We start from the raw sequence: 25,040 nt of genomic DNA, 5'->3' as shown, positions 1-25,040 counted from the left end.
TCCGCACTCGACACGCTCTGTTTATTCTCTCTCAGCCCGGCGGAGGACTATCGTCATCGCCGTGCGTCACTACGCCGCGTATGGCTCCAATCTCGACCCTGGCCGGATGCGGGCCTACTGCCCACATTCGCCGATGATCGGCACCGGCTGGCTGGAAGGCTGGCGGCTGACCTTTGCCGGCGAGGAGGATCTCGGCTGGGAGGGTGCGGTCACCACGATCGTCGAGTCTCCCGGCGACCGGGTCTTCGTCGCGCTCTACGACGTGCATCCCTGGGACGCCGCTCAGCTCGACGAAGTCGAGGGTGTCACCTCCGGGATGTACCGCAAGCTGCACCTGCGGGTGGCCACCCTGGACGGCGACGTGACCGCCTGGGTATATGTGTTCAGCGGCTACGAGGGCGGCCTACCCACCGCGTGGTATCTCGCCGAGATCGCGGCCGCGGCGGAGAAGGCCGGAGCCCCGGCCGACTACCTCACCGAGCTGCGCGGCCGACCGACCCGCACCGCCCAAACCTGAGGCCGAGCCCGGAGGCCGGCACCCGTCAGCTGGCCGACGGGTACTCGCCGGTCTGCATTCGCAGCTCCCGTACCGCCTCGTCGAGCAGCGACACCAGCTCGATGCGCTCGGATGCCTCGAGGACGCGGTACGCCGCGCCGGTGATCCGGTCGGTGATCGCGTCGGCCCACACCCGGCGGCGTACCAGTGGCTCGAACGGCGGAAACGGTGGCTGCCACCCGTACGCGATCGCCCCCGCCGCCCCCTCCGGACCGGCCAGCAACGCCTCCAGCGGAGTCAGCCCGGCCGACCGGACGGCCAGCAACTGTGCCGCGATCCGGTGCTCGCGCAGCAGCCGGATGAGCACCGCGGCTCGGGCGCCCGGCTCGGCGTCCGGTACCGGCATCGCCCGCCACGCGGCGAACAGCGGAAGCCCGGCCGGGTCGGCGGCCAGCACCACCCGCTCGGCGACGGCGATCAGCCGCTCGATCCCGGCGAAGCCGGTCAGCCGCTCGCGACCCCACCGGCAGCACTCGGCGAGGTAATGCCCGGCGATCTCGGGCGGCGGCGCGACCTTCCGGGCCGACTCCCACCCCTCGCGGGCGGCGTCCGGCGCGATGAAGCCGAGCGCCGCCGACAGCGTCTCCGGGCCCACGTCGCCCAGCGCACCGCCCCACCCGGTCACGTAGAACGCCCAGCCGGTCAGCCCGAGCTGGCGGGCCCGGCGCAGCGTCTTGGGACACTCGGCGAACGCGCCGCCCAACTCCTGCACCGCCGGCCGAGCCGCCGCGGCAGCCTGCTCAGGGGTCACGCGTCGTATTGTGCCGCCTGACCGGGCCGGGGTCACCGCCCAGCCCGGTGCGCCTCTCGACGGGTGCCGCCCGGCCGAGCCGGCGTCACCGCCCAACCCGGGTGCGCGTCCCGCTGCTCGGCGAATCAGCCGGAAGTACCGCGCGGCTGAGCCGGCGTCACCGCCCAGCCCGGTGCGCGTCCCGTTCCGCCGCCCGGCGGGTCAGCCGCGCTTCCCGCAGCGCGGTCTGGGCGGCGACCTGCGCCTGGCGCAGCCGGTCCAGCTCGGTGGATATCTCGTCCAACGCGCGGGCCGCGTCCCGCTCTGCCGCGATCGCGTCGCGCAGCGCCGCCTCGGCGGCCTCGATTCGCGCGGTACGGGCAGCCCTCGCCTCCTCCCGTTCCCGCTGGCGCTGCGCCGCCTCCTCCCGTTCCCGCTGGCGCTGCGCCGCCTCTTCCCGCTGGCGCTGCACCGCCCCCTGCTCGCGGCGGCCGGTCGCGTCGACAGCCTCGCGCTGTCCGCGGCGCTTGGTCCCGGCCTGTTGCTCTGTGGCTGGGCGCTCTGTGGCGGCGCGGCCGGTCGGGGTGCGGCCCGTCCCGGCGCGCTCGGCCGGAGGTCGACCGGCGTCGCCAGCCCTGCCGCTTCGCCGGGCCTCCTCGGCCGGAGCACCTCGCCGGTCCCGCCCGGCCGGCCGGGTCCTCCCGGCGCCGCCTTCGACGACCCGCAGCTCCGGTCGCAGCGGCTCGCCGAACCCCGCGTACCCGGTGGCCTTCGTCAGCCGGCCGGCGCGGACCGCGTCCGCCACGTTCTCATCCGCGATCGCCGCGGCCAGCGTCGCCTCCACCTCGGCCAGCGGCAGCGGATCCCGCGGCCCGCGGCCGGCATCGGTGGCCAGCCGCCTCGCCTGCGCGACCAGCCCGGCGATCGCCTCCCGGCGCCGCGACGACAGCTCGCGCATCCGCTCGCCGCTCAACTGGTGCTGCGCCTCGCGCAACTGGGTACCCAGGTCGAGCAGCTCACCGACCTGCTCCGGGCGGTGCAGCGCGACCAGGTTCACCAGCCACGCGGCGACGGTCGGCCGGCGCAGTGCGCCGATCCGCGCGGCCAGCGCGCGGTCACCGTCCGCCCGCGCCTGTGCGACCGCCTCGTCGCGCGCCGCGATGAACCGCTCCGGCGGCAGCGAGTAGAGGTCCTGCTCAAGCGTCAACGGTCTCGCCGGGAACCAGCCGGCTGTAATCGGCGCCGGAGAACTGGCCCATCAGCCGGTCGAGCAGGCCCAGTCCGTTGTCGTTGGCCAGGCTGTCGTGCAGCGCGTACGCCCGCCGGGGAGCCACCGCCCGGACGAAGTCGATCGCCTCGGAAACCTTGAGCCAGGGCGCCGAGATCGGCACGAAGAGCGTGTCGATCTCCACGTCCGGCGGCACGTCGAACGAGTCGCCCGGGTGGTAAACCGAACCCTCGACCAGGAAGCCCAGGTTGGGTACCACGGGCACGTCCTGGTGGATCACCGCGTGCCAGCCGCCGTACACCTGGACGTCGAAGCCGGCCGCCTGGAACCTGTCGCCGGCGTTGACCGTCTGCACGACCCCGTTGAGCGCACCGAGCTTCGCGGCCACCTCGGAATGGGCGTACACCTGCGCGAGCGGTCGCTTGTCCAGCGCGTCGGCGAGCTTGTCCACGTCCAGGTGGTCGGCGTGCTCATGGGTGATCAGTACCGCGTCGACCCCGTCCAGGGAGGCGCGTTCGGAGAACCCACCGGGGTCGATGACCAGCACCGCATCGTCGCGCACCAGCCGGACGCAGGAGTGGGAGAACTTGGTCAGTCGCATGTCCGCCAGTCTGCCGGAACAGGCGCGGCGACGTCAGGATTGACGCCGCCGCGATCGCCCGGCCGAACTGGGCCGGACCGGACGGCTACAGCGCGGGTGCGGCCAGCGCGCCGAGTGCCGTGTGGACCATGACCCGTACCCCGTTGCCGATGGCGCGCTCGTCCACGTCGAAGCCCGCCTGGTGGATGTCGCCCAGGACCTCGGCACCCGGTACGCCGACGCCGAGGCGCATCATCGCGCCCGGCACCTGTTCCAGGTAGAACGCGAAGTCCTCGCCACCCATGCTGATCTCGGCCTCGACGACCCGCTCGGCGCCCAGCGCCGCGCCGGCCGCACTGGCTACCACCGCCGCGGCGTGCCGGTCGTTGATCACCGGCGGTACGCCCCGGTGGTAGACCACCTCGGCCTGCGCCCCGGTGCCGGTCACCACGTCGTCGATCAGTTTCGAGATCAGCCCGGGCACCTCGTGCCAGGCGTCCCGGTTCAGTACCCGGACCGTGGCCCTGGCCCGGCCGACGCTCGGGATCGCGTTGGCCGCCTCGCCGGCGTGCACCGCACCGAACACCATGGACACCCCGGCCCGCGGGTCGACCCGCCGGTCCAGCAGTGCTGGCACGTCGACGACCACCCGGCTCAACGCGTGCACCAGGTCGGAGGTCAGGTGCGGGCGGGCGGTGTGGCCACCGGGGCCGCGCAGGGTGATGTCGACCATGTCGGCGGCGGCCGTCATCGGGCCGGACCGGATGCCCAGCAGGCCGACCGGCAGCTGCGGAGCGCAGTGCAGCGCGAAGATGGCGCTGACGTCCTTGAGCCCACCGGCCGCGATCACCTCCGGCGCACCGGACGGGATGACCTCCTCCGACGGCTGGAACAGCAGCCGTACCCGGCCCGGAAGCTCACCGCGCTCGGCCAGCTGAGCGAGCATCAGACCGGTACCGAGCAGGACGGTCGTGTGCACGTCGTGCCCGCACGCGTGGCAGGCCCCGTCGACCGTCGACCGGTACGGCACGTCCTTGATGTCCTGCAACGGCAGCGCGTCCAGGTCGGCGCGCAGCGCGATCACCCGGTCGCTCTCACCACTGCCCGGGATGTCGCAGATGACCCCGTTGCCCTTCGGCAGTACCCGGGGCGACAGGCCGGCCACCTCAAGCTCGCGGGCCACCAGCGCGGTGGTCTCGAACTCCTGTCCGGACAGCTCGGGGTGCGCGTGCAGGTGCCGGCGCACTCCGACGAGTTCGGCACCGCGGGAGGCGAGCCAACGATCGAGGTGGCCCGGCAACGGATCGACACCGGTCAGCGCGTCGGTCCGGGACGGCGAGCCGGCTCGGACCGACGGGCGGCCCTTGGCGCGCCCCTCAGGAGATGTGCTCTTCGGCAAGGTCAACGCACTAGTCACAGTCTCTGGTTGCTCTCGCTCGGAGGGCGGGGGCAGCGAGTCGCTCGGCATAGCGGCCAGTTCGGGCCTCTTGCCACGAGTCGGCACCTCCGTTGACAACTTGGTCAGCCTAGACCCAGCATGGTGACGCTGCGCAATCTCATTCCCGTGGCGGCCAGGTTGCGGTGCGTCACGAATTGCCTGGTAGAGCCGTTTCGGAGCCGGCAAATCCCGTCCCGAGCCCCCGTTGAACGCGGTCATCCGGCCTCAACCTCCTACAACGGGTAACGGTCCCGTTAGGAAACGCCCCGAAGCCCGTTTCTGGTTGCATGCATGAAACGGTCGTCACACCCGAAGAAGGTTCGCGTTCTGTCCGGGGTCAACGCCCGGAGCAGTAGAGACTCGGGAACGTCAGCGTTCAGAAACGCTCGGTTGGCTGGTACCGACCCCAGACGTCGCGCAGCGCGCCGCAGGTCTCACCGACCGTCGCACGCAGCCGGAGCGCCTCCTTCAACGGATACAACACGTTTCCCGTACCCGATGCGGCATCCCGCAAACCGGCCAGCGCGCGCTCGACAGCGTCGCCGTCCCGGTCGGCGCGGAGCGCAGCCAGCCGGGCCGTCTGCTCGGCCTCGATCGCCGGGTCGACGCGCAGCGGCTGGTACGGCTCCTCCTGGTCCAGCACGAACCGGTTGACCCCGACCACCACCCGCTCGGCCGAGTCGATCTCCTGCGCGATCCGGTACGCCGACGCCTCGATCTCCCGCTTCTGGAACCCGGCCTCGATCGCGTCGACCCCCGAGCCGTGCTCGAACACCCGGCCCATCAGCTCGTCGACTGCCGTCGCGATCTCGTCGGTCATCGCCTCGACCACGTACGAGCCGGCGAACGGGTCGACCGTCGCGGTCAGGTCGGTCTCGTACGCGAGCACCTGCTGGGTACGCAGCGCCAGCCGGGCCGCCTTCTCGGTGGGCAGCGCGATGGCCTCGTCGTAGGAGTTCGTGTGCAGCGACTGGGTGCCACCGAGCACCGCGCCGAGGCCCTGCACCGCGACCCGGACCAGGTTGACCTCCGGCTGCTGCGCGGTCAGCTGCACCCCGGCGGTCTGCGTGTGGAACCGCAGCATCCACGACTTGGGGTCGCGCGCGCCGAACTCCTCGCGCATGATCCGGGCCCAGATCCGCCGGGCCGCCCGGAACTTGGCGACCTCCTCCAGCAGCGTGGTGCGGGCGACGAAGAAGAACGACAGCCGGGGCGCGAAGTCGTCCACGGCCAGCCCGGCGGCCAGCGCGGCACGGACGTACTCGACCCCGTTGGCCAGGGTGAACGCCACCTCCTGCGCGGGCGTCGCGCCCGCCTCGGCCATGTGGTACCCGGAGATCGAGATGGTGTTCCACCTCGGGATCTCCTTGCGGCAGTAGGCGAACGTGTCGGCGACCAGGCGCAGCGAGGGCTTGGGCGGGAAGATGTACGTGCCGCGGGCGATGTACTCCTTGAGCACGTCGTTCTGGATCGTGCCGCTCAGCTGGTCGCCGGACACTCCCTGCTCCTCGGCGACCAACTGGTAGAGCAGCAGCAGCACGGACGCCGGAGCGTTGATGGTCATCGACGTGGACACCTTGTCCAGCGGGATCTCGTGGAACAGCCGGCGCATGTCGTCGATCGAGTCGATGGCGACGCCGACCTTGCCGACCTCTCCGTTGGCGACCGGGTCGTCCGAGTCGTAGCCCATCTGGGTCGGCAGGTCGAAGGCCACCGACAGGCCCATCGTGCCGGCGGCCAAAAGCTGGTGGTACCGCGCGTTGGACTCGGCCGCCGTGCCGAAGCCGGCGTACTGTCGCATGGTCCACGGGCGCTGGGTGTACATCGTCGGGTACACGCCGCGCGTGTACGGGTAGCTCCCGGGCTCTCCGATCCGGTCCGCCGAATCCTCGGAGAGATCGGCGGGGCCGTACACGGCTTTCACGGGAAAGCCCGATTCGCTCCGACGCTGCGTCATACCGGGATCGTAGGGTCAGTAACGTAAGTGGATACACCGAACAAGGTTGAGATTGTGCACACGATCGCGACCATGAGTAAGTTGGTGGCTACATGCCGTGGGATTTGTCCGATCCGTGGACCCGTGACTTTCCCTGCGGCTGTTGACCACGCAAGATAGGTAGGTTGCTCGAAGCACCTCCCGCTCGACCAGATTCTGAAGTCCCCAGCGACGGTTGAAGGCCAGTGACAACCCAGACCTCGACGTGGCACGGCGAACCTCTTCCTCCGCCCTCCTCTGCGCGGGCAGTTCCCGGGACCGTGATCGGCAGCCGCTATCAACTGCGGGTGGCCATCGGCAACGGGGGCATGGGCACCGTGTGGCAGGCGGCCGATACGATCCTGCGCCGCGATGTCGCGGTGAAGGAGGTCCTGCTGCCGCCAGGCATGGCGGCGTCGGACCGCAACGCGATGTATGAGCGGACGCTGCGCGAGGCGCGCGCCGCGGCGGCGCTGTCGCACCCCAGCGTGGTGCAGGTCTATGACGTGGTCACCGAGGCCGGCCGGCCATGGATCGTGATGGAGCTGCTGCACGCCCGCAGCCTCGCCGACATGATCATTTCCGACGGGCCGCTCGCTCCCCGTGCCGTCGCGAAGATCGGCATCGCGCTGCTCGGCGCACTGGAGGTCGCGCACGGCGCCGGCGTGCTCCACCGGGACGTCAAGCCCGCCAACGTCCTCATCTGCACCGACGGCCGCTGCGTGCTCACCGACTTCGGGGTGGCCCGCATGCCGTCGGAGAGCAACCTGACCACCCCCGGGATGGTGCTCGGGTCGCCGCACTTCATCTCTCCCGAACGGGCGGTCGGCGGCGCCTTCGGGCCACCCAGCGACCTGTTCTCGCTGGGTGTGTCGCTGTTCACCGCGGTCGAGGGCCGCCCGCCGTTCGACAAGGGCGACCCGTTCGACACGATGCGCGCCGTGGTCGAGGAGCCGCCCGTGGCGCCGGTCCGGGCCGGCCTGCTCGCTCCCGTGCTGTACGGGCTGCTGGAGAAGGATCCCGCGCGGCGCTGGGACGTCCGCGCCGCCCGGCAGGCCCTGCGCGACCTGCTGGCCGGGCCGCTGGCCAACAACGCCGTTCAGCACGTCACGGACCCCTACACGGTGGTCCCTGTCGCCCAGCCGCCCCGTCCGGTGTACCAGAGCGACCGGGCCGCCCAGCACGGGCAGATCGGCGGCCGGGCCATGCTGGCTCCGGGCGAGCTGCCGACCGACCGGGCCGCCGGGCAGGGCCAGCACGGCCAGCCGCCTCAGCACGGCCAGCCATCCCAGCACGGCCAGCCATCCCAGCACGGCCAGCCATCCCAGCACGGCCAGCCGGCCCAGTTCGGCCAGATCGGCGGCCGCGCCATGCTCGCCCCGGGCGAGCTGCCGACCGACCGGATCGACCCGCCGATCGGCCACGGTGGCGCGACCGGACTGATGGAGCGCACCAACGCGGGCTTCCCGCCGGTGCCGGGCCAGCCGCCGTACGGCGCCGTGCACGGCAGGTCGCGCAACGGCGGCATGCTCTCGGACATCGTCAGCGGCACCCGGCAGGGCGCGAGCGGCCTGCTCCGCAAGTTCCGGACCCTGCCGAAGGCGGCCCAGGTGGGCATCGCCGGCGGGGTGGCGGTCGTCCTCGTGCTGGGCATCGTCGGCCTGGCCGGCGGCTTCGGCGGCGGCTCGTCCTCGCCGAATGCCGGCCCGACCACGAACGCCTCGCCGGCCGGCCCGGTGTTCGCGACCACCGCATACCAGGATTCGCGGAAGTTCTCGCTGGACGTGCCGACCGGCTGGACGAAGTCCGGCAACACATACTTCGACTTCACCGACCCGAAGGACTCGCAGCGGCGGCTGCGGGTCAACGTCGAGCCGGCCGGCCGGAGCAACGCCGACTACATGGCCGCGGTCGAGCGGGCGCTCAAGGACCCGAAGAAGTGCCCGGCGCCGTACAAGCGGGTGTCGCTGTCCACCGACGTCCAGCTCGACGGGCACCCCGCCGCCGAACTGGAGTACACCTGCGGCTCCGGTTCCGACGAGCGCCACGGCATCTGGCGGGCGACGGTGATCGACAGGCAAGCGTACGAGTTCTACCTGTCGGTCGAGGACAGCCGGTTCACCGAGAGCAAGCCGATCTACGACCAGGCCGTCAAGTCATACAAGCTCAACCTCGCCAACTGACCGGCGCGGCGTGCTATCAACGTGGCATGACGATCACCGACCCCGCCGTCCCTGACGGGCTGCTCGCGCGTGCCACCCAGTGGCAGGCCGACGACCCGGACCGCACCGACCAGGCCGAGCTTCAGCGGGTACTGGACGGGCTGCCGGGGACCGGTGCCGAACTCGCCGACCGGTTCGCCGGGTCGCTGGCGTTCGGCACCGCCGGGCTGCGGGGGCCGCTGCGCGCCGGCCCGAACGGCATGAACCTGGCGGTCGTCCGGGGCGCGGCGGCCGGGCTGGTCGGCTGGCTCGCCGAGCGGGGCGGCGACGGGCCGCTGGTGATCGGGTACGACGCCCGTCACCGGTCGCGCGAGTTCGCCGAGGAGACCGCCCGAGTGGCCACCGGTGCCGGCCGGGCCGCGCTGCTGCTGCCGCGACCGCTGCCCACCCCGATCCTGGCGTACGCGGTGCGCCGGCTCGGCGCGGTGGCCGGGGTCATGGTCACCGCCAGCCACAACCCGCCCCGGGACAACGGCTACAAGGTGTACCTCGGCGAGGGGCTGGGCGGCGCCACCGGGGCGGGGGCGCAGATCGTGCCGCCGGCGGACGCCGGGATCGAGGCCGCGATCCGGGCCGTCGGGCCGCTGAAGGCGGTACCGCTCGGGCCGCCCGGCACTGTCGTGGACGAGGACATCGTGAAGTCCTACCTGGACAGCGTGGCCGGGGTCGTGGCCCCGGACGGGCCGCGCGACCTCACCGTCGCGTACACCCCGCTGCACGGCGTCGGCGGTGCGGTGGTGCTCGCCGCGCTCCCCGCCGCCGGATTCGCCCGACCGTCCATTGTGGACGTTCAGGCCGAGCCGGACCCCGAGTTTCCCACGGTGTCCTTCCCCAACCCGGAAGAGCCGGGCGCCATCGACCGGGCCATCGCGCTCGCCTCGTCGACCGGCGCCGACCTGGCCATCGCGAACGATCCGGACGCCGACCGGTGCGCGGTCGCGGTACCGGACCGGGACGGCTGGCGGATGCTGCGCGGCGACGAGGTCGGCGTACTGCTCGCCGACCACCTGATGCGCCGGGGGGTACGCGGGCTCTACGCCACCACCATCGTGTCCTCGTCGTTGCTGGGTGCGATCTGCCGGCAACGGGGCCTGCCCTACGCCGAGACGCTCACCGGATTCAAGTGGATCGTCCGGGCCACCACCGGTTCGGCCGAGGACGAGTTGGTCTACGGGTACGAGGAGGCGCTCGGCTACTGCGTCGCACCCGAGCTGGTCCGGGACAAGGACGGGATCTCCGCCGCTCTGCTGATGTGTGAGCTGGCGGCCGGGCTCAGGGCCGCCGGGCGCACGCTGGTCGACCGGCTGGACGAGATCGCCACCGAATTCGGCGTGTACGCGACCGATCAGCTCTCGGTACGGGTCGAGGACCTGACCGAGATCGGCCGGGCGATGGACCGGATCCGGGCGCAGTCCCCGGCCACGCTGCTCGGCGAGCCGGTCGCCTCGGTCGAGGATCTGCTCCCGGAAAACGACGTGATCACGATCCGGACCCGGTCGGCCCGGGTGGTCGTCCGCCCGTCGGGTACCGAGCCGAAGCTCAAGGCGTACCTCGAAGTGATCGAGCCGGTGACCGGCGACGTGGCGCAGGCGCGGCAGCGGGCCGCGGCCGGCCTGGCCGCGCTCCGCGCCGAGACGGCCGCCGCCCTCGGCGTGTGACCGGGGCGTGTGACCGGAATGTGTGACCGAGCTCGCCTCAGCTGAACCGCGGCATCCCGCCGAACTGGCGGTCGCCCGCGTCGCCGAGGCCGGGCACGATGAACATCTTGTCGTTGAGGTGCTCGTCGATCGACGCGGTGACCAACCGGAGCGGCAGGTCCGAGGCAGCCAGCCGGTCGACGCCCTCGGGGGCGGCGAGGACGCAGATCACCGTGATGTCGACGCAGCCCCGGTCGGCCAGCAACTGGCAGCAGTGCAGCAACGATCCGCCGGTGGCCAGCATCGGGTCGAGCACCAGCACGGGCAGGCCGGTCAGATCGGTCGGCAGCGACTCGAGGTACGCCCGCGGGGCGAAGGTCTTCTCGTCCCGGGCCAGCCCGACGAAGCCCATCGAGGACTCGGGCAGCAGGGCCAGCGCCGCGTCCGCCATCCCGAGGCCGGCGCGCAGCACCGGGACCAGCAGCGGCGGGTTGGCCAGCCGGGCGCCCCGAGCCTCGGCGACGGGCGTCTGGACCGGGTACTGGTGCACGGGGAGCGGACGCGTTGCCTCGTAAACGAGCATCGTGGTCAACTCATGCAGTGCCGCCCGGAATGCGGCTGAATCAGTGTGCGCGTCCCGCATAGCGGTGAGCCGGGTTGCGGCCAGCGGGTGATCGACAACGTGTACGTCCACGGAGGACATGGTAGCCAAGATCACTGTCGGCACCTCCGCGTACTGTTGTGGCATGACGGCAACGGCAACGCGGCCCGCCGGTTCGGGCGCCGGGGACCTCTCCGAGGTGGCCCGGTCGGAGGCCGCCCTGCGCACCTTCCTGCACGGCCTCCCCGGCGTCGACGAGGTCGGCGCGCAGGCCCGGGCGGCCATGCTGGGCACCCGCTCGATCAAGACCTCCTCGAAGGCGTGGGCGATCGACCAGGCGATCGGGATGATCGACCTCACCACGCTGGAGGGCGCGGACACCCCGGGCAAGGTCCGGGCCCTGTCCACCAAGGCGCTGCGCCCCGACTCCGAGGACCCGTCCTGCCCACCGGTCGCCGCGGTCTGCGTCTACCCGGCGATGGTCCCGGTCGCCGCGCCGATCCTCGACGGCACCGGCGTGCACCTGGCGAGCGTGGCCACCGCGTTCCCGTCGGGGCAGGCGCCGCTGCCGGTCAAGTTGGAGGACACCAGGGCGGCGGTGGCCGCCGGCGCCGACGAGATCGACATGGTGATCAACCGAGGTGCGTTCCTGTCCGGCCGCTACCGCGAGGTCTTCGACGAGATCGCCGCGGTCAAGGAGACGGCCGGCCCGGCTCACCTCAAGGTCATCCTGGAGACCGGCGAGCTGGCCACGTACGACAACGTCCGGCGCGCCTCCTGGCTGGCCATGCTGGCCGGTGCCGACTTCATCAAGACCTCCACCGGCAAGGTCGCGCCGGCCGCGACCCTGCCGGTCACGCTCGTGATGCTCGAAGCCGTGCGCGACTTCCGGGTCGCGACCGGCCGGCAGGTGGGCGTCAAGCCGGCGGGCGGCATCCGCACCAGCAAAGACGCGATCAAATACCTGGTCCTGGTCAACGAGACCGCCGGCGAGGACTGGCTGCACCCGGACTTCTTCCGGCTGGGCGCCTCCAGCCTGCTCAACGACCTGCTGATGCAGCGCACGAAGCTCAAGACCGGCCGCTACGAGGGCCCGGACTACTTCACCCTGGACTGAGCCGGGGCCGCCAGCGGGCGCCGCCGGGCGGCGTACGAGGTCAGCCAGTCGGGTGGGAAGGAAGATGGCCGCCAGCGGCCGGATGGGAAGAACAGATGGCTTTCGAATACGCTCCCGCGCCGGAGTCCCCGGCCATCGTGAACATCCGCCCGTCCTACGGGCTGTTCATCAACGGGGAGTTCGTCGACCCGAAGGACGGCGAGCGGTTCAAGACGGTCAACCCGGCCAACGAAGAGGTGCTCGCCGAGGTCGCCTCGGCCGGGCCGTCCGACGTGGACACCGCGGTGGCCGCCGCCCGGGCCGCGTACGACACGGTCTGGCGCCGGCTGCCCGGCCGGGAGCGGGCCAAATACCTGTTCCGGATCGCCCGGATCATCCAGGAGCGGGCGCGTGAGCTGGCGGTGCTGGAGTCGATCGACAACGGCAAGCCCATCCGGGAGTCCCGCGACGTGGACGTGCCGCTGGTCGCGGCGCACTTCTTCTACTACGCCGGCTGGGCCGACAAGCTGCCGTACGCCGGCCTCGGCCCCGACCCGCGCCCGCTCGGCGTCGCCGGCCAGGTCATCCCGTGGAACTTCCCGCTGCTGATGCTGGCCTGGAAGATCGCTCCGGCGCTGGCCGCCGGCAACACGGTCGTACTCAAGCCGGCCGAGACCACGCCGCTGAGCGCGCTGCTGTTCGCGGAGATCTGCCAGCAGGCCGACCTGCCGCCGGGCGTGGTGAACATCGTCACCGGCGCCGGCGACACCGGCCGCCTGCTGGTCGAGCACGACGGAGTCGACAAGGTCGCCTTCACCGGCTCGACCGAGGTCGGCCGGCTGATCGCGAAGTCGGTGGCCGGCACGCGCAAGCGGCTGACCCTGGAGCTGGGCGGCAAGGCGGCCAACATCGTGTTCGACGACGCCCCGATCGACCAGGCCGTCGAGGGCATCGTGAACGGGATCTTCTTCAACCAGGGGCACGTCTGCTGCGCGGGCTCCCGGTTGCTGGTCCAGGAGTCGGTCGCCGAGGAGTTGCTCGACGCGCTCAAGCGACGGATGGCGCAGCTGCGGGTGGGCGATCCGCTGGACAAGAACACCGACGTCGGCGCGATCAACTCGGCGGCGCAGCTCGAGAAGATCCGCTCGCTCTCGGAGATCGGCGAGAGCGAAGGCGCGCAGCGCTGGTCGCCGCCGTGCGAGCTGCCGGAACGCGGGTTCTGGTTCGCCCCCACCATCTTCACCGGCGTCTCTCAGGCCCACCGGATCGCCCGGGAGGAGATCTTCGGCCCGGTGCTGTCGGTACTGACGTTCCGCACTCCGGCCGAGGCCGTGGAGAAGGCGAACAACACGCCGTACGGACTGTCCGCCGGGATCTGGAGCGAGAAGGGTTCTCGCATTCTCGCCGTCGCCGACCGGCTTCGGGCCGGGGTGGTGTGGGCGAACACGTTCAACAAGTTCGACCCGACCTCGCCGTTCGGCGGGTACAAGGAATCCGGGTACGGTCGCGAGGGCGGCCGGCACGGGCTGGAGGCTTACCTTGCCCACTGAGTCAACCTCCGTCAGCGGCTCGGGCCGGCTCGCGGTCCGCAAGACGTACAAGCTGTTCATCGGCGGGGCCTTCCCGCGCAGCGAGTCCGGGAGGTCCTACGCGGTGACATCCTCCGGCGGCGACTTCCTGGCCAACGCGGCGCTCGCCTCCCGCAAGGACGCCCGCGACGCGGTCCGGGCGGCACGCGGCGCGTTCGGCAAGTGGTCGGCGGCCACCGCATACAACCGGGGCCAGATCCTGTACCGCGTCGCCGAGATGCTGGAGGGCCGGCGAGCCCAGTTCATCGACGAGGTCTCCTTGTCCGAAGGCGGGGACGCGGCGTCCACTGTGGACGCCGCGATCGATCTCTGGGTGTGGTATGCGGGCTGGTCCGACAAGATCACCCAAGTGTACGGCAACGCCAACCCGGTCGCGGGCCCGTTCTTCAACCTGTCCTCGCCGGAGCCGACCGGTGTGGTCGGCCTCGTCGCGCCGCAGGAGTCCCCGCTGCTCGGCCTGGTGGCGACGCTGGCCCCGATCATCGTGACCGGCAACACCGCGGTGGTCCTGGCGGCCGAGGATCGCCCGCTGCCCGCGATCACGCTGGCCGAGGTACTGGCCACCTCCGACCTGCCCGGCGGCGTGGTCAACCTGCTCACCGGCCGGGTCGCCGAGACCGCGCCCTGGCTGGCCTCGCACATGGACGTCAACGGGCTCGACCTGGCCGGCGTCACCGACCCGGCACTCGCGGCCGACCTGGAGGCTGCCGCCGCCGACAACCTCAAGCGGGTCGTGAGGCCGGGAGCCACCCCGGTCGACTGGCACGCGGACCCGGGCGTCGGCCGGATGACCCCGTTCCTGGAGACCAAGACCGTCTGGCACCCGAAGGGCGTCTGAGTCCCTGTCCTGTCGACCGTTCGCCGGCCTGCGGTGGAGGGCCCGCGACCAGCGGCTGGGCGGCGCGTAGCCTGGAGCGCTGGACCGGGCATCGGGCGGTGAGGTTTAGCCGCTAGGGTGTGGTCGGATTCACCCAAATCTTGACGACGGAGGTCGCCGTGGCCGCCCAGCGTGACGCCGAAAAGCAGGCGGACCTTGAGGAAGATCGCGAGGTCGACCGACCGCAGCTGTGGTCCAACGTCCGCATCGATCCAGTAGAGATCGCGCTGCCCAAGGGCGTCGGTTACACGTTGCGCGCGTACCGGCCGGCCGCCGACATCACCCCGACGGACGTGTCCGGACGGGAGACGGACGAGTTCCCCGACCGGCAATACTCCATCGCCAACCAGGACGAGGAGTTCGACTTCGGCGACGCCTTCGACGACGAGTCGACCGCCGCCCGCCGGGACGGCGAAGACGACGACATCGAGGACGAGGCCGACGACGCTGAGGACAGCGACGACGAGCGCGACCTCGATGAAGACGAAGACGACGACCTCGACGAGGACGACGACGAGGACGACGAAGAAGAAGAGGACGAAGACGAGGAGGAGGCCGCAGCGGCCAAGGCCGGCCCCGACGAAGTGCCGGTGTTCCTCGGTCACAACGGTCAGCTCTTCCTCTTCCAGACCCCCGAGGGCCTGGCCGACTTCATCCGTTCGGGTGACGAACACGACATGAGCCAGTTGGACACCTGGTCGGAACTGGCCGAGGCGGTCACCGCGGAGGATGTGGTCGCGCTCCCCGAGGACTCGTACGAGTTGGACCTGGTCGTCAAGAATCTGCGGGGCGGCCGGGACGCGTGGGATGCGGACCTCATCATCCAGGCCGGTGAATTGGCCCGTGACCTGGCATTCGCGCTCAAGATCAACCCGGTCATCATGGCCCTGGCACCGGGTTCGCCGCTGGACGACCTCGACGAAGCCCTCCGTGCCACCACCACCGGTGGATTCAGCGGTTTCCTGGCCAGAAGGCGGATGAAGAAAATCGGGACAGAAGCCGCGCCGCTAGGCTGGCGAACGATAATCGGCAAGATCTCTGGTGTCGTGGACTGGCGCGACTGACCTCGACCAGGGAGCATCAGTCTGGCAACACGACCAGTCCGGGAGGAGGACGACGCCGTGGCGCTCGTGCGGGTGTATTGCGGTCTTGCTTCGACACCGCCGGCGGCGACGCAGGATTCGGCAGACGCGCTGTTGACCGTTGCTGTGGTCGACGACGCGGGCCGACTGCTCGACGTCTGCGAGGTCAGAGACGACCCGACGGGCTACGCCGAGCTCGGCGCACTTCTCGCGGAGCGATCGGGCGGCACCGCTGGGCTGGCCGTAGCCGCTGACAGCGACGAGCACCAGGTGACGCTGCTGCTCGCCGCGGCGGGACGCCCGTTGGCCATCTCCGACGAGGAGTCGCTGGACGACTACGCCAACCGGTTCGGCGACGACGACTCCACCGATGAGCTGGAAGCGCCGGTGAGCGAGCGCCGCGCGGTCGGGCTCGCCCGCGCCCTCCAGGCCGGTGCGCTGGTCGCCGGCACGGTGTCCGCGCCACGTGAACTCATCGCGCTCAAGCCGATATTGTCCGCTCACGCCGCGTTGACCTCCGGGCGTCAGGGCGCCGCGGTCGCGCTGCGCGAGGTGCTGCGTGAGCTCTACCCGGCGGCACTGCGCGCCTACCCCGACCCCGCCGAGCCCATCCCGCTGGCCATCCTGGACGCGCTGCCGGAGCCCGGTCTGCTCGGCGCCGGCGCGGCCAACCGTGGCCGAGACGCGCAGGTCGCCGCGCAGCTGTCCAGCTCCGGCCTCGCCGACGAGACCGCGATCAGTGACTCGATCACCGCTCTGCGGGTCGCGATCGCGGAGACTCCCCGGCGGGCGGGCATCGGCAAGACACTCACCACGGCCGTCGCCGAGACCATCCGCCAGTCCGTCGCCGCGGTGCGCGCCTGCGACACCGGGATCGCGGCCCTGGTCGGCCTGCTCACCGAGAAGGCCGCTCCGATCACCGGCGGGCTTCCGGCTCGCTCGGCGTCCCCGTCCACGCCGTTGCGGGCGGTCCGGGAGAGCAGCTCCGAGCTTCCCCGGGTGCAGCGTCGGGGCCGCAGCCAGCAGCCCGCGCCGGTGTCGGTCGACGCGGTGACGGTCGATCCGCTGCGCGTCGGCAGCGGGGCCCGCCCCGCGGTGACCCGCAGCACGATCCCGCGCCGTGAGGATTTCGCGGCGTCGCCCGCGGCCCACGCCGCGCCTCCGTCGCCGTCGCACACGCCACCGTCACACGCGGCGCCGACGCCGACCCCGCAGCCCCGCGGTGGCCAGTCGCGCACGCCGTCGCCGATGGCGCCACCGCCGGCGGCACCGCTACCGGTGACCCCGCCGCCGATGGCGCCGGCAGCCTCGCACGGCACGCCATCGCCGATCTCGCACAACGCCCCGTCGCCCGCGTCGCATGCCGTTCCGGAGCAGGTCAACCCACCGGTGGGCCGGCCGAGTAGCCCACCGCCGGTGCCGATGTCGGGCCCGCCCTCGTACTCGACCCCGTCGGTGGTCTCCGCACCGCCGTCGCGCGGCACGCCGACCCCCGGCGACCCGTACCCGTCCGGTGCGTACGGGTACCCGCAGAGTCGCGCGGCCGCGGCGCCCTCGGCGGAAAACGCGATCATTCCGGTCCCGGCACCACGTCCGGCACCCGAGGTCGGTCCGCCCGGCTCACGTTCGGACTGGCCGCTGAACACGAGCGGCACCGGCCTGCCCACGGTTGGTTCCGACCGACCTGACCCGGCGCGTCTGGCACGGCGCGATGAGCCGGGCCAGTCCTCGATCGGGCAGCCGACGCCGAACCCGCTCGACCCGACCTCCTTCCCGGCCACCACGCTGCCGCCGACCGTCCTCGAGCGCCGTGGCGGCGAGCCGGTAGCGGAGCGACGGCCTGCCATCCCGCGCCAGCGCGACGGGCGGGTAACCCCGCCATGGCAGGACAACGACCTGCCGGCCGAGCCCCCGGCGCTGCGCCTGGTCGAGCCGGCACCGCTGGCCGATCGTGCCCTGCGCGACGACCGGCCGGGCATGCGCGAGCGGGATCGCGACAGGGAGATCCTCGGCAGCGGCGAGCGGACCGGTGGCGACCGCCCCGGCGGCGCCTCGACCGGTGAGTTCAGCACCCAGGGACGTAGCGGCGGCGAGCGGACCTTCAGCTCGACCGGTGAGTTCAGCACCCAGGGACGCAACGGTGGCGACCGGACGCTTGGCGCGGCCGCCGCGTTCAGCGGTGAGCGCCGGTTGGGCGCCGCCGCCGCGTTCAACCGTGACTCGTCGGGCGAAGGCACGAACGGCGCTCCGCTCCGCCTCGTCGAGAACGACGACGCGCGGGGTGGCCGGACTCGCCGGCCCGCCGAGCCGATCTCGGCACCGCCGGTGAGCGACGAGCCGGATGGCGACCTGCTGATCTTCGCGCAGGCGAGGTCGGCCTGGTTCACCGGCCACCTGGAGGTGGAGGAGACCGCGCCCGACTGGGCCAACTCCGCCGACCTGGGTTGGCAGGCGGCCCAGCGGGCAGCCGAACCGGTACGGGGCGAGGAGACCGAGGTCGGCCTTCCCCGGCGGGTGCCACAGGCCAACCTGGTTCCGGGTTCGCCGTTGCCACCTCCGGCCAGCGACCGGGCCCTGCACATCGTGCGGGATCCGGCCGCGATGGCCGCGCACACCACCGGATACTTCCGTGGCTCGCGCCGGGGCGAGGAGGTCCGCGGCTTCGCCGTGGGCGGCCGGCCCGGCCGCGAGGCGGCGGGGGGCTGGGACTTCACCCGGGATGGCTGGGAAGCAGAGCAGGACGAGGATCGCGACTTCAACTACCGTTCGGCCTCCAACCGCTGAACGTCACGCCGAACCTCGCGTCCGCTGCTGCCCCTCGGGCTGAGTTCCACCGCACCACTACATGTGCATGATCAGATCTGTGCGTTAACAGGGTTCATCGACGCGTCGGTGCCCGAGGAAAAAGGTGGCGAGGTCATGGCTGGAGACATGCGGCCTGGTGCCGGGGGATTGACCCGCCGGTCGCTAATCGCCGCCGGAATGTTCGGTACCGTCGCCACGGCGGTCGCCGCGTGTGGCGGCCGTGGCAACGACATGATGGCCGGTTCGGTCCCCGTGTCGCGGGGCCCCGACCTGGTCGTCGGGGCCTGCCTCGACATCACCGGCAGCGGCGCCACGGTCGGCACCGCCCAGCAGCGGGGCCTCCAGATCGCGCTCGATCGGATCAACCAGGACGGCGTCCTGGTCGGCAACACCACGCGCCGGGTCAAGTTGCTGGTCAAGGACACCGGAAGCGACCCGGGTACGGCGGTCGCCGCGGCCAAGCAGATGATCAGCGGAAACCAGGCCGTCGGGCTGATCGTCGGCGGTGCCGCGACAACCACGGGCGCCATCGCGCCGGTGGCCGAGCAGGCCGGCGTACCGCTGATGGCCACCGGGTTCGCCGACGACATCGTGTTGCCGACCCTGCAGCGGCGCTTCGTCTTCAGGCTCGGTCCGAGCGCGTCCGACGTCGCCGCGATGCTGATCGGCCACCTCGTAACCACCCCGGCCAAGCGGGTCGCGGTCCTCGCGACCACGGACGACCACGGAGACTCCGGCCTGACAGCGGTGAAGACCGCGGTCGAGTCCTCCCACGCCGGCCTGTCCACGGTCGCCACGGTACGGATCCCGGTCGGTGTCTCCGACTACTCGGCTCAGGCTCACCAGATCGTCTCGGCGTCTCCGGACGCCGTCGTCATCTGGGGCGTGGCACCGGCGTCCGGCCTGGCCGCTCGGGCACTCGCCCAGGCGGGCTATCGTGGGCGGCTGTATTTCGACGCCGGAGCGGCCTCCGAGGACACGTTGTCCGCGGCAAACCGGAGTTCTACGCTGGGCGGCGTCCTGGTCTCCCCGTCGATCCTCGGCGGCGTGACGGTCGCCGTCACCACTCCCGACGCGGTCGCTCAGCAGAACTACTTCGAGCAGTACACCCGGCTCTTCGGTGCGTTCTCCGGCCTGTCCATCTACGGCGCGGACGCTCTCGACGTGCTGATCGGCGCGGTGAGCCGCGCGGCGAGCACCAACCACTTGAAGATCCGTAACGGGCTGGAGTCCATTCCGTTCGACGGGTTGGCCGGCGAGTACAAGTTTCAGACGATCCAGCACGGCGGCCTTCAGACCGACTCGCTCGAACTGTTCCAGATCGCCCAGGACGGGTGGGTCCAGCTCACCTGAGCGGCTTTCCTCAGCGCCGCGGCCTCGGGTGGGTCGCGGCCTTCGCCAGCGGCCGGTGCGACGCGCGTCGGTGTTGCCGCTGATCGCATAAAAACGGCGCGGGTCTGTCTCCACCGGAAACAGACCCGCCAAGCTCAGTGTGGTCTCAGGCGGGTGCGCCCGCCCGCTGGCGACGCATGGTCAGCACGTACTCGACCAACGAGATGAGCACCTGCTTGGTCGACTCCCGGCTCCGCGCGTCGCACGAGACGACCGGTACGTCCGGGGAGACCGCCAGCGCGTCACGGACGTCCTGGGCGGAGTGGTACTGCATCCCGTCGAAGCAGTTGATCGCAACGAGGTACGGCAGCCGCCGGTGCTCGAAGAAGTCGATGGCGGCGAAGCAGTCTGCCAGTCGCCTGGTGTCGACCATGACCACCGCCCCGATGGCGCCGCGAACCAGTTCATCCCACATGAACCAGAATCGCGTCTGCCCGGGCGTACCGAACAGGTACAGGATGAGATCCCGGTCGATCGAGATACGACCGAAGTCCATCGCGACCGTGGTGGTCACCTTCCCCGGCACCTGCCGGGTGTCGCCGACGCCTTCACCCGCAGACGTCATGATTGCCTCGGTGGTCAGCGGCGTGATCTCCGAGACAGAGCCTACGAGCGTGGTCTTGCCCACACCGAATCCACCGGCGATGACAATCTTCGCCGACGTCACCCGGCCCGCGGTCGGGCGGTGCGCCATGTCAGAGCCTGCGAAGTCCACTCAGCACCCTCTCCAGCAGTTCTGTGCCCACCGAGTCGTTGCTGTCGAAGGAGGTGGGCTCATACACGGCGACCAGGCCCTCCGTGGCCATGTCGGCGATCAGAACCCGGGCCACCCCGAGCGGCAGCTGCATCCGTGCGGCGATCTCAGCGAGCGACTGCAGCCGGCCATCACACAACGAGGCGATGTACTGCTGCTCGCGCCCTTGCCCGACGCTGTCCCGCGCGAAGGCGTTACGTCCCCGGGCTGTGGTCTCAACGAGCGCTTCGAGCGCGATGTCCAGCCGTGGCCGGGTGCGCCCGCGGGTGACGGCATACGGCCGCACCAGAGCACCTGTGGGCTCGTCGCGTTCGGCTACCACCGCCGTCACCCCCTTTCTTCCTGAGTCAAAAAGTGTCTCGGTCGCTTACCCGCTGGGGGTCAGCCCAGCATGCCGGCTGCTGCCCGCGGCAGCGGGGTCAACGCGTCGCCAACCCGGTCAACCAGCAGTGCCATCTCGTAACCGACCTGGCCAACGTCGCAACTGCGCGCGGCGAGTACGGCGAACGACGACCCGTCCGAGATGGACATCAGGAACAGGAAGCCATTGTCCATCTCGACGACCGTCTGGAGCACCGCCCCACCCTCAAAGCACCGGGACGCACCCTGAGTCAGGCTGACCAGACCTGACGCGATAGCCGAAAGTTGGTCGGCCCGGTCCCTTGGTAGGTCACGCGACGAGGCCAGGAGCAGACCGTCAGCCGAGACGGCGATCGCGTGCGCGACGCCGGGTACCCGATCGGCGAAGTTGGCGAGCAACCAGCCGAGATCCTGCGTAGTAGTCATGCTTCCTGCTCCCTGCCAGCCTGCGAGGAATTCCCGGCCGTCGTGCTCGACTCCGGGGTCTTGTCGTCGCCGCCCCGGGTACGACCCCGTTGGACGCCGCGGTGATAAGCCGAGAGAAGCCCTCGTACCTGCTCTGGCGAACGCCGATTGGCATTCGTCGTGTTTTTCTCCACCCCACCCGGTACCAGTTGCGCCATGGGTACCCGCTTCGGCAGGCCAGCGTTGGTCAACGCCGTCACCGCCGGCTCTGCCGCCGCCGAAGCGGCCATCCAGCCCTCATCGGCGGCTGACCGCCAAGACTCTTCGGGCTCCGCCCCCTGCCCGGCCGGTGTCGCAGGACTTCCCATGTTGCCATTCTCCGACGTGCGGGCCGGGCTGGTTACGCCAGGTGCGCCGTTGACCGGCGCCGACGGCACCGCCGGCTGTTCCTGTGCCTTGGATTCGGCTCCCTCTTCCACCGCCGGCGAGCCGAAACCGGGTCCGCCGAAGGAGTCGCCCCCGCTGTCCTCGACGCTCCGGCTGCGGAACCAGGCGGACTCCAGCTCCCGGAAGATGGGTAGCTCCATGGTCTCGTCCGGGTGGCCCGCCGGCCGTACCGGCGTCGGGGCGACGGCGGGCGCTCCGGACGCCTGCGCCGCCGGTGGTTGGTAGCCGGTCGCTACCGCCGGGTGGTTGCCGGTCGGGCTGGACACGATCCGGGCGGAGCCGCTCTGACCGTTCCAGTCCGGCTGCGGGCGGCTGGACTCCTCGTCCAGCCGGATCCTGGGCAGCTCCGAGGTGATGTCCAGCGCGGCGGCGAACTCCTCGGGTACGGCCGGGGCACCGCCCTGCTCGTCGTCGGGCTCGCTGTCCGACGAGTACGCGGGAACCGGCGGCCATGCCGGGGGCGGCGTGCCCGGCGGCTGCCCGGTGCCGGACTGCGGAGCCGGGACGGTCGGAGTCGCGACGGTGCGCTCCTCCACCACGTCCGCGTCGATCGCGTCGATCACCATGTCCGGCGGCGGGGTGGTCCGCGGACCTGCCGGCCCGGTGGCCCACGCCTCCGGCGAGGACGGGATCTGGCGCGGGATCCGCGGCGACGGCGGCTCTTCGGTCAGGTCGCTGTCGACCGGGCGGGACTCGGTCGCGCGGCGCTGCGGGAGCGGGTCGCCGGAGTTCATGATGCCGGGGCCGGGTGTCGGGGTGATCCCGTTGGTGGGGCGGTTCTCGCTCGGCCGCGGCACCGGCGGGTACGGGTCGGTGCCGTTTCGCCCACCGGCGCCGTTGGAGCCGTTTACCGCGCCCGCGCCGGTGAGGTCGGACCAGGCCGGCAGCTGCGACCCACCACCGGACTGGGCAGGGGGGCCGGAGGTCGGGGCGCCGGGCGTGTTGCCGTTCAGCGGTCCCGAGCCGAACCGGGCCGGCCCGCCGCCCAAGCCACTACCACCGAAGCCGCCCGTGCTCGGGCCGGCCAGACCGGATCCGGCTCCGGCCGGGGTACGCGGGTCGGCCGTGCCACTCTCCAACGCCAGCGGCGTGGAGAACGGCGAGCGGGGCGGAGCGGACGGAGACGGGGTCGGGATCGGGGGGCTGCTGGGCGGCCCGGCCAGCGGCGACTCCCGGGTGATCGGGGGCGTACCGGTGGCATTTGGTCCACGGCCGGCCAGCGCCCTGGGTACCAGGGCAGCGGTCGGCAGCAGCACGTCGGCGATCGTGCCGCGCTCGTTGGCCGGACGAAGCTCGACCTTGACCCCGTGCCGCGCGGCCAGCCGGGCGACCACGACGAGGCCCATCATCCGGGAGACGGCGACGTCGACCATGGGGGGCGTGGCGAGCCGCTCGTTCAGCTCGGAGAGCTGGTCGGCGGAGATGCCGATGCCGCGGTCCTCAACGAACAACACCGCCCGGTCACCGACCCGCCGGGCCTCGACGATGACCGTGGAGTCCGGGGGCGAGAACGCGGTCGCGTTGTCGAACAGCTCCGCGACGAGGTGCACGAGGTCGTTGACCGCGTGAGCGCCGATCTCGATGTCGCGGTCGATCACCCCGAACTCGATCCGGGTGTAGTGCTCGACCTCGGACTGGGCGGCGCGGAGCACGTCGATCAGGGCGGCCGGCTCCCGCTGCACGCGGGTCGAGTCGGCACCGGCGAGCACCAGCAGGTTTTCGTCGTTGCGGCGCATCCGGGTGGCCAGGTGGTCCAGCTGGAACAGCTCGGCCAGCCGGTCCGGGTCCTCTTCGCCGCGCTCCAGCCGGTCGAGGTGGCCGATGAGCCGGTCGACCAGGATCTGCGACCGGCGGGCCAGGTTGACGAACATGGTGGACACCGACGAACGCAGCGCCGCCTGCTCGGCCGCGGTGCGTACCGCTTCGAGGTGAACGGCGTTGAACGCCTCGGTCACCTGCCCGAACTCGTCCTTGCTGCGGACCGGTAGCGGTTCGGCGATCTGGACCGCTAGCTGCTGTGGCGACATCTGGTTGGACAGTGCCGGATCGCGCAGCCGGGCGACCGCCTGCGGCAGGCCGTACTGGGCGACGGCGAGCGCGCCCTGGCGCAGCTCGCGCAGCGAGCGGTTCATGGCCCGGGCGACGAACCAGGCGATCAGTACGGCGACCAGCACCAGGATGATCAGCAGTACGGCCTCGATGAGCACCTGCCGCTGCACCCGGGCGTGCACCGCACCGGCGTCCGCCACGGTCTGGGCGTCGATCGCCTGCTCGACCTGCCGCATCAGGTCAGCGCGACCGGCCATCGCGGAGTCCCACTGCGCGGTGTCGAAGATCTCCGCGGTCAGCGGTCCCGGCTTCTCACTGGTGATGGTGTTCTCGAAGAGCCGTGCCTCACGAAGGTTGGGACCGGTGACGATCTTGTTGAGCAGGTCCTGCTGGGAAGGCGTGGCCACGGTGTAGTACGGGGCGAGCGCGAGCTGCTGACCGGCCAGCGTGGTGAGGAACTCCCGCTGCGCCTCCGGCGTCAGGCTGCCCAGGTTCAGGATCTGGAGCACGATCACGCGCTCCTGCGACAGCTGCTCCTTGGCGTTGGCGATCGCCGACCCGGCCCGCATGTCGTAGCTGAGGCTGGTGTCACCGGCGAGCTGCGAGGCCGCGTCACGGAGGTCGACCAGGCTCTTGATCATCGCCTGGTACCGCTGGATGACCGCGCTCAGCGTGACGTCGGTGATGTTGGTGACCTGCTGGTGCAGGCTGTCCAGCGCGTTGAGCTGGATGTCGATGGTGCGCAGCTGGCTCTGGAAGGTGGCCGGCACGCCGGACAGCGCGTTGCGGTGCTGCTGGTAGGACCGCGCCGCCTGGTTGGTGCCGTTGAACAGGCTCTGGTACTGGGCCAACGCGCTCTTCTGCGGGTCGCCGGACTTGGCGTCGAGCAGGATGGTCGCTTCCGCCCGCTCGTTCTGCAGGTCGTGAACGAGCTGGCCGGCATCACTGGTCAGCGTCGCCAGTGCGCGCGCCCGGTTGGCGTCGTTGGCCGCACCGATGTTGCCCAGCAGGGCGCTGGCGCCGACGAACACGGTGGCGATCGTCGGGACCATCATGATGAGGCCGAGCTTCACCCAGATCGGCCGGTCCCGGAAGTAACCGGCAAGGCCGCCCATCCGCGATCGAGCCGTGTCGCCGTCCGTCGTTGGCCGCTTGCTCACCTCGCCCGCCCTCCGCGCTGGTGTCCCCGATGATCGGAGGGCACCTTGAGACGACCC

At 71.4% G+C, this 25,040-nt stretch carries 19 protein-coding genes; 9 read left to right on the top strand and 10 right to left on the bottom strand.

The annotated features are described in order from the left end of the window. Positions 1–61 precede the first annotated feature (61 nt). On the top strand, positions 62–517 hold the full coding sequence (locus Raf01_RS04095) for a gamma-glutamylcyclotransferase family protein (RefSeq protein WP_203916353.1): 456 nt from the start codon (positions 62–64) through the stop codon (positions 515–517). Positions 518–542: 25 nt separating this feature from the next. On the opposite strand, the gene Raf01_RS04090 is transcribed toward Raf01_RS04095, so the two are convergent. The 5 genes from Raf01_RS04090 to Raf01_RS04070 all read right to left on the bottom strand — a co-directional run bounded on the left by Raf01_RS04090 (position 543) and on the right by Raf01_RS04070 (position 6,489). Next, the gene (locus Raf01_RS04090) at positions 543–1,307 is read right to left on the bottom strand and encodes an SCO6745 family protein (RefSeq protein ID WP_203916352.1); all 765 of its coding nucleotides are present in this window, start codon (positions 1,305–1,307) and stop codon (positions 543–545) included. Between the two features lie 157 nt (positions 1,308–1,464). Further along, complete coding sequence (locus Raf01_RS04085; RefSeq protein WP_203916351.1) at positions 1,465–2,493, bottom strand: hypothetical protein; 1,029 nt, start codon at positions 2,491–2,493, stop codon at positions 1,465–1,467. Further along, positions 2,483–3,115, bottom strand: coding sequence for an MBL fold metallo-hydrolase (locus Raf01_RS04080; protein WP_203916350.1), 633 nt, complete (start codon positions 3,113–3,115; stop codon positions 2,483–2,485). Before Raf01_RS04080 ends, Raf01_RS04085 begins: the two co-directional genes overlap by 11 nt. A gap of 85 nt (positions 3,116–3,200) precedes the next feature. Next, positions 3,201–4,511, bottom strand: a complete 1,311-nt coding sequence (locus Raf01_RS04075; RefSeq protein WP_373319463.1) for an amidohydrolase — start codon at positions 4,509–4,511, stop codon at positions 3,201–3,203. A gap of 397 nt (positions 4,512–4,908) precedes the next feature. Further along, on the bottom strand, positions 4,909–6,489 hold the full coding sequence (locus Raf01_RS04070; protein WP_203916348.1) for an acyl-CoA mutase large subunit family protein: 1,581 nt from the start codon (positions 6,487–6,489) through the stop codon (positions 4,909–4,911). Between the two features lie 224 nt (positions 6,490–6,713). On the opposite strand from Raf01_RS04070, the gene Raf01_RS04065 reads away from it, so the two are divergent. Both Raf01_RS04065 and Raf01_RS04060 read left to right on the top strand, forming a co-directional pair. After that, a complete protein-coding gene (locus tag Raf01_RS04065; protein ID WP_203916347.1) occupies positions 6,714–8,690 on the top strand; it encodes a serine/threonine-protein kinase in 1,977 nt (658 codons plus the stop codon). Between the two features lie 26 nt (positions 8,691–8,716). Continuing rightward, the gene (locus Raf01_RS04060) at positions 8,717–10,387 is read left to right on the top strand and encodes a phospho-sugar mutase (RefSeq protein WP_203916346.1); all 1,671 of its coding nucleotides are present in this window, start codon (positions 8,717–8,719) and stop codon (positions 10,385–10,387) included. 37 nt (positions 10,388–10,424) lie between these two features. On the opposite strand, the gene upp is transcribed toward Raf01_RS04060, so the two are convergent. After that, positions 10,425–11,060, bottom strand: coding sequence for a uracil phosphoribosyltransferase (upp, locus tag Raf01_RS04055; RefSeq protein ID WP_203916345.1), 636 nt, complete (start codon positions 11,058–11,060; stop codon positions 10,425–10,427). A gap of 52 nt (positions 11,061–11,112) precedes the next feature. Here upp and deoC point away from each other — a divergent pair, with 52 nt between their 5' ends. The 6 genes from deoC to Raf01_RS04025 all read left to right on the top strand — a co-directional run bounded on the left by deoC (position 11,113) and on the right by Raf01_RS04025 (position 19,769). Next, on the top strand, positions 11,113–12,084 hold the full coding sequence (deoC, locus tag Raf01_RS04050; RefSeq protein ID WP_203916344.1) for a deoxyribose-phosphate aldolase: 972 nt from the start codon (positions 11,113–11,115) through the stop codon (positions 12,082–12,084). 95 nt (positions 12,085–12,179) lie between these two features. Further along, positions 12,180–13,613, top strand: coding sequence for an aldehyde dehydrogenase family protein (locus Raf01_RS04045; protein ID WP_203916343.1), 1,434 nt, complete (start codon positions 12,180–12,182; stop codon positions 13,611–13,613). After that, complete coding sequence (locus Raf01_RS04040; protein ID WP_203916342.1) at positions 13,603–14,490, top strand: aldehyde dehydrogenase family protein; 888 nt, start codon at positions 13,603–13,605, stop codon at positions 14,488–14,490. The genes Raf01_RS04045 and Raf01_RS04040 overlap by 11 nt, the downstream gene beginning before the upstream one ends. A gap of 158 nt (positions 14,491–14,648) precedes the next feature. Then, positions 14,649–15,593 carry a SatS C-terminal domain-containing protein gene (locus tag Raf01_RS04035; RefSeq protein ID WP_203916341.1) on the top strand — a complete coding sequence of 315 codons (945 nt, stop codon included), beginning with the start codon at positions 14,649–14,651 and terminating at the stop codon, positions 15,591–15,593. 57 nt (positions 15,594–15,650) lie between these two features. Then, positions 15,651–18,395: a transposase gene (locus Raf01_RS04030; RefSeq protein ID WP_239133357.1), complete on the top strand. Its 2,745-nt coding sequence runs from the start codon at positions 15,651–15,653 to the stop codon at positions 18,393–18,395. A gap of 135 nt (positions 18,396–18,530) precedes the next feature. Then, positions 18,531–19,769, top strand: coding sequence for an ABC transporter substrate-binding protein (locus tag Raf01_RS04025; protein WP_203916340.1), 1,239 nt, complete (start codon positions 18,531–18,533; stop codon positions 19,767–19,769). Between the two features lie 145 nt (positions 19,770–19,914). On the opposite strand, the gene Raf01_RS04020 is transcribed toward Raf01_RS04025, so the two are convergent. From Raf01_RS04020 to Raf01_RS04005, 4 genes are read right to left on the bottom strand one after another with little or no spacing between them, the layout of a single operon-like run. Continuing rightward, entirely contained in the window at positions 19,915–20,502 is a 588-nt protein-coding gene (locus Raf01_RS04020) for a GTP-binding protein (RefSeq protein WP_203916339.1), read from the bottom strand. Between the two features lies 1 nt (position 20,503). Then, a complete protein-coding gene (locus Raf01_RS04015; protein ID WP_203916338.1) occupies positions 20,504–20,893 on the bottom strand; it encodes a DUF742 domain-containing protein in 390 nt (129 codons plus the stop codon). Positions 20,894–20,943: 50 nt separating this feature from the next. After that, positions 20,944–21,348, bottom strand: a complete 405-nt coding sequence (locus tag Raf01_RS04010) for a roadblock/LC7 domain-containing protein (protein WP_203916337.1) — start codon at positions 21,346–21,348, stop codon at positions 20,944–20,946. Beyond that, positions 21,345–24,983 (bottom strand): sensor histidine kinase, encoded by a 3,639-nt coding sequence (locus tag Raf01_RS04005; protein ID WP_203916336.1) that lies wholly within the window; start codon positions 24,981–24,983, stop codon positions 21,345–21,347. Before Raf01_RS04005 ends, Raf01_RS04010 begins: the two co-directional genes overlap by 4 nt. Between the last annotated feature and the right edge of the window lie 57 nt (positions 24,984–25,040).

The sequence above is a fragment of the Rugosimonospora africana genome (genome assembly GCF_016862975.1).
Taxonomy (GTDB): domain Bacteria; phylum Actinomycetota; class Actinomycetes; order Mycobacteriales; family Micromonosporaceae; genus Rugosimonospora; species Rugosimonospora africana.
Note: the sequence above shows the minus strand (reverse complement) of the source record. Positions and strands in the feature narration are given on the sequence as shown.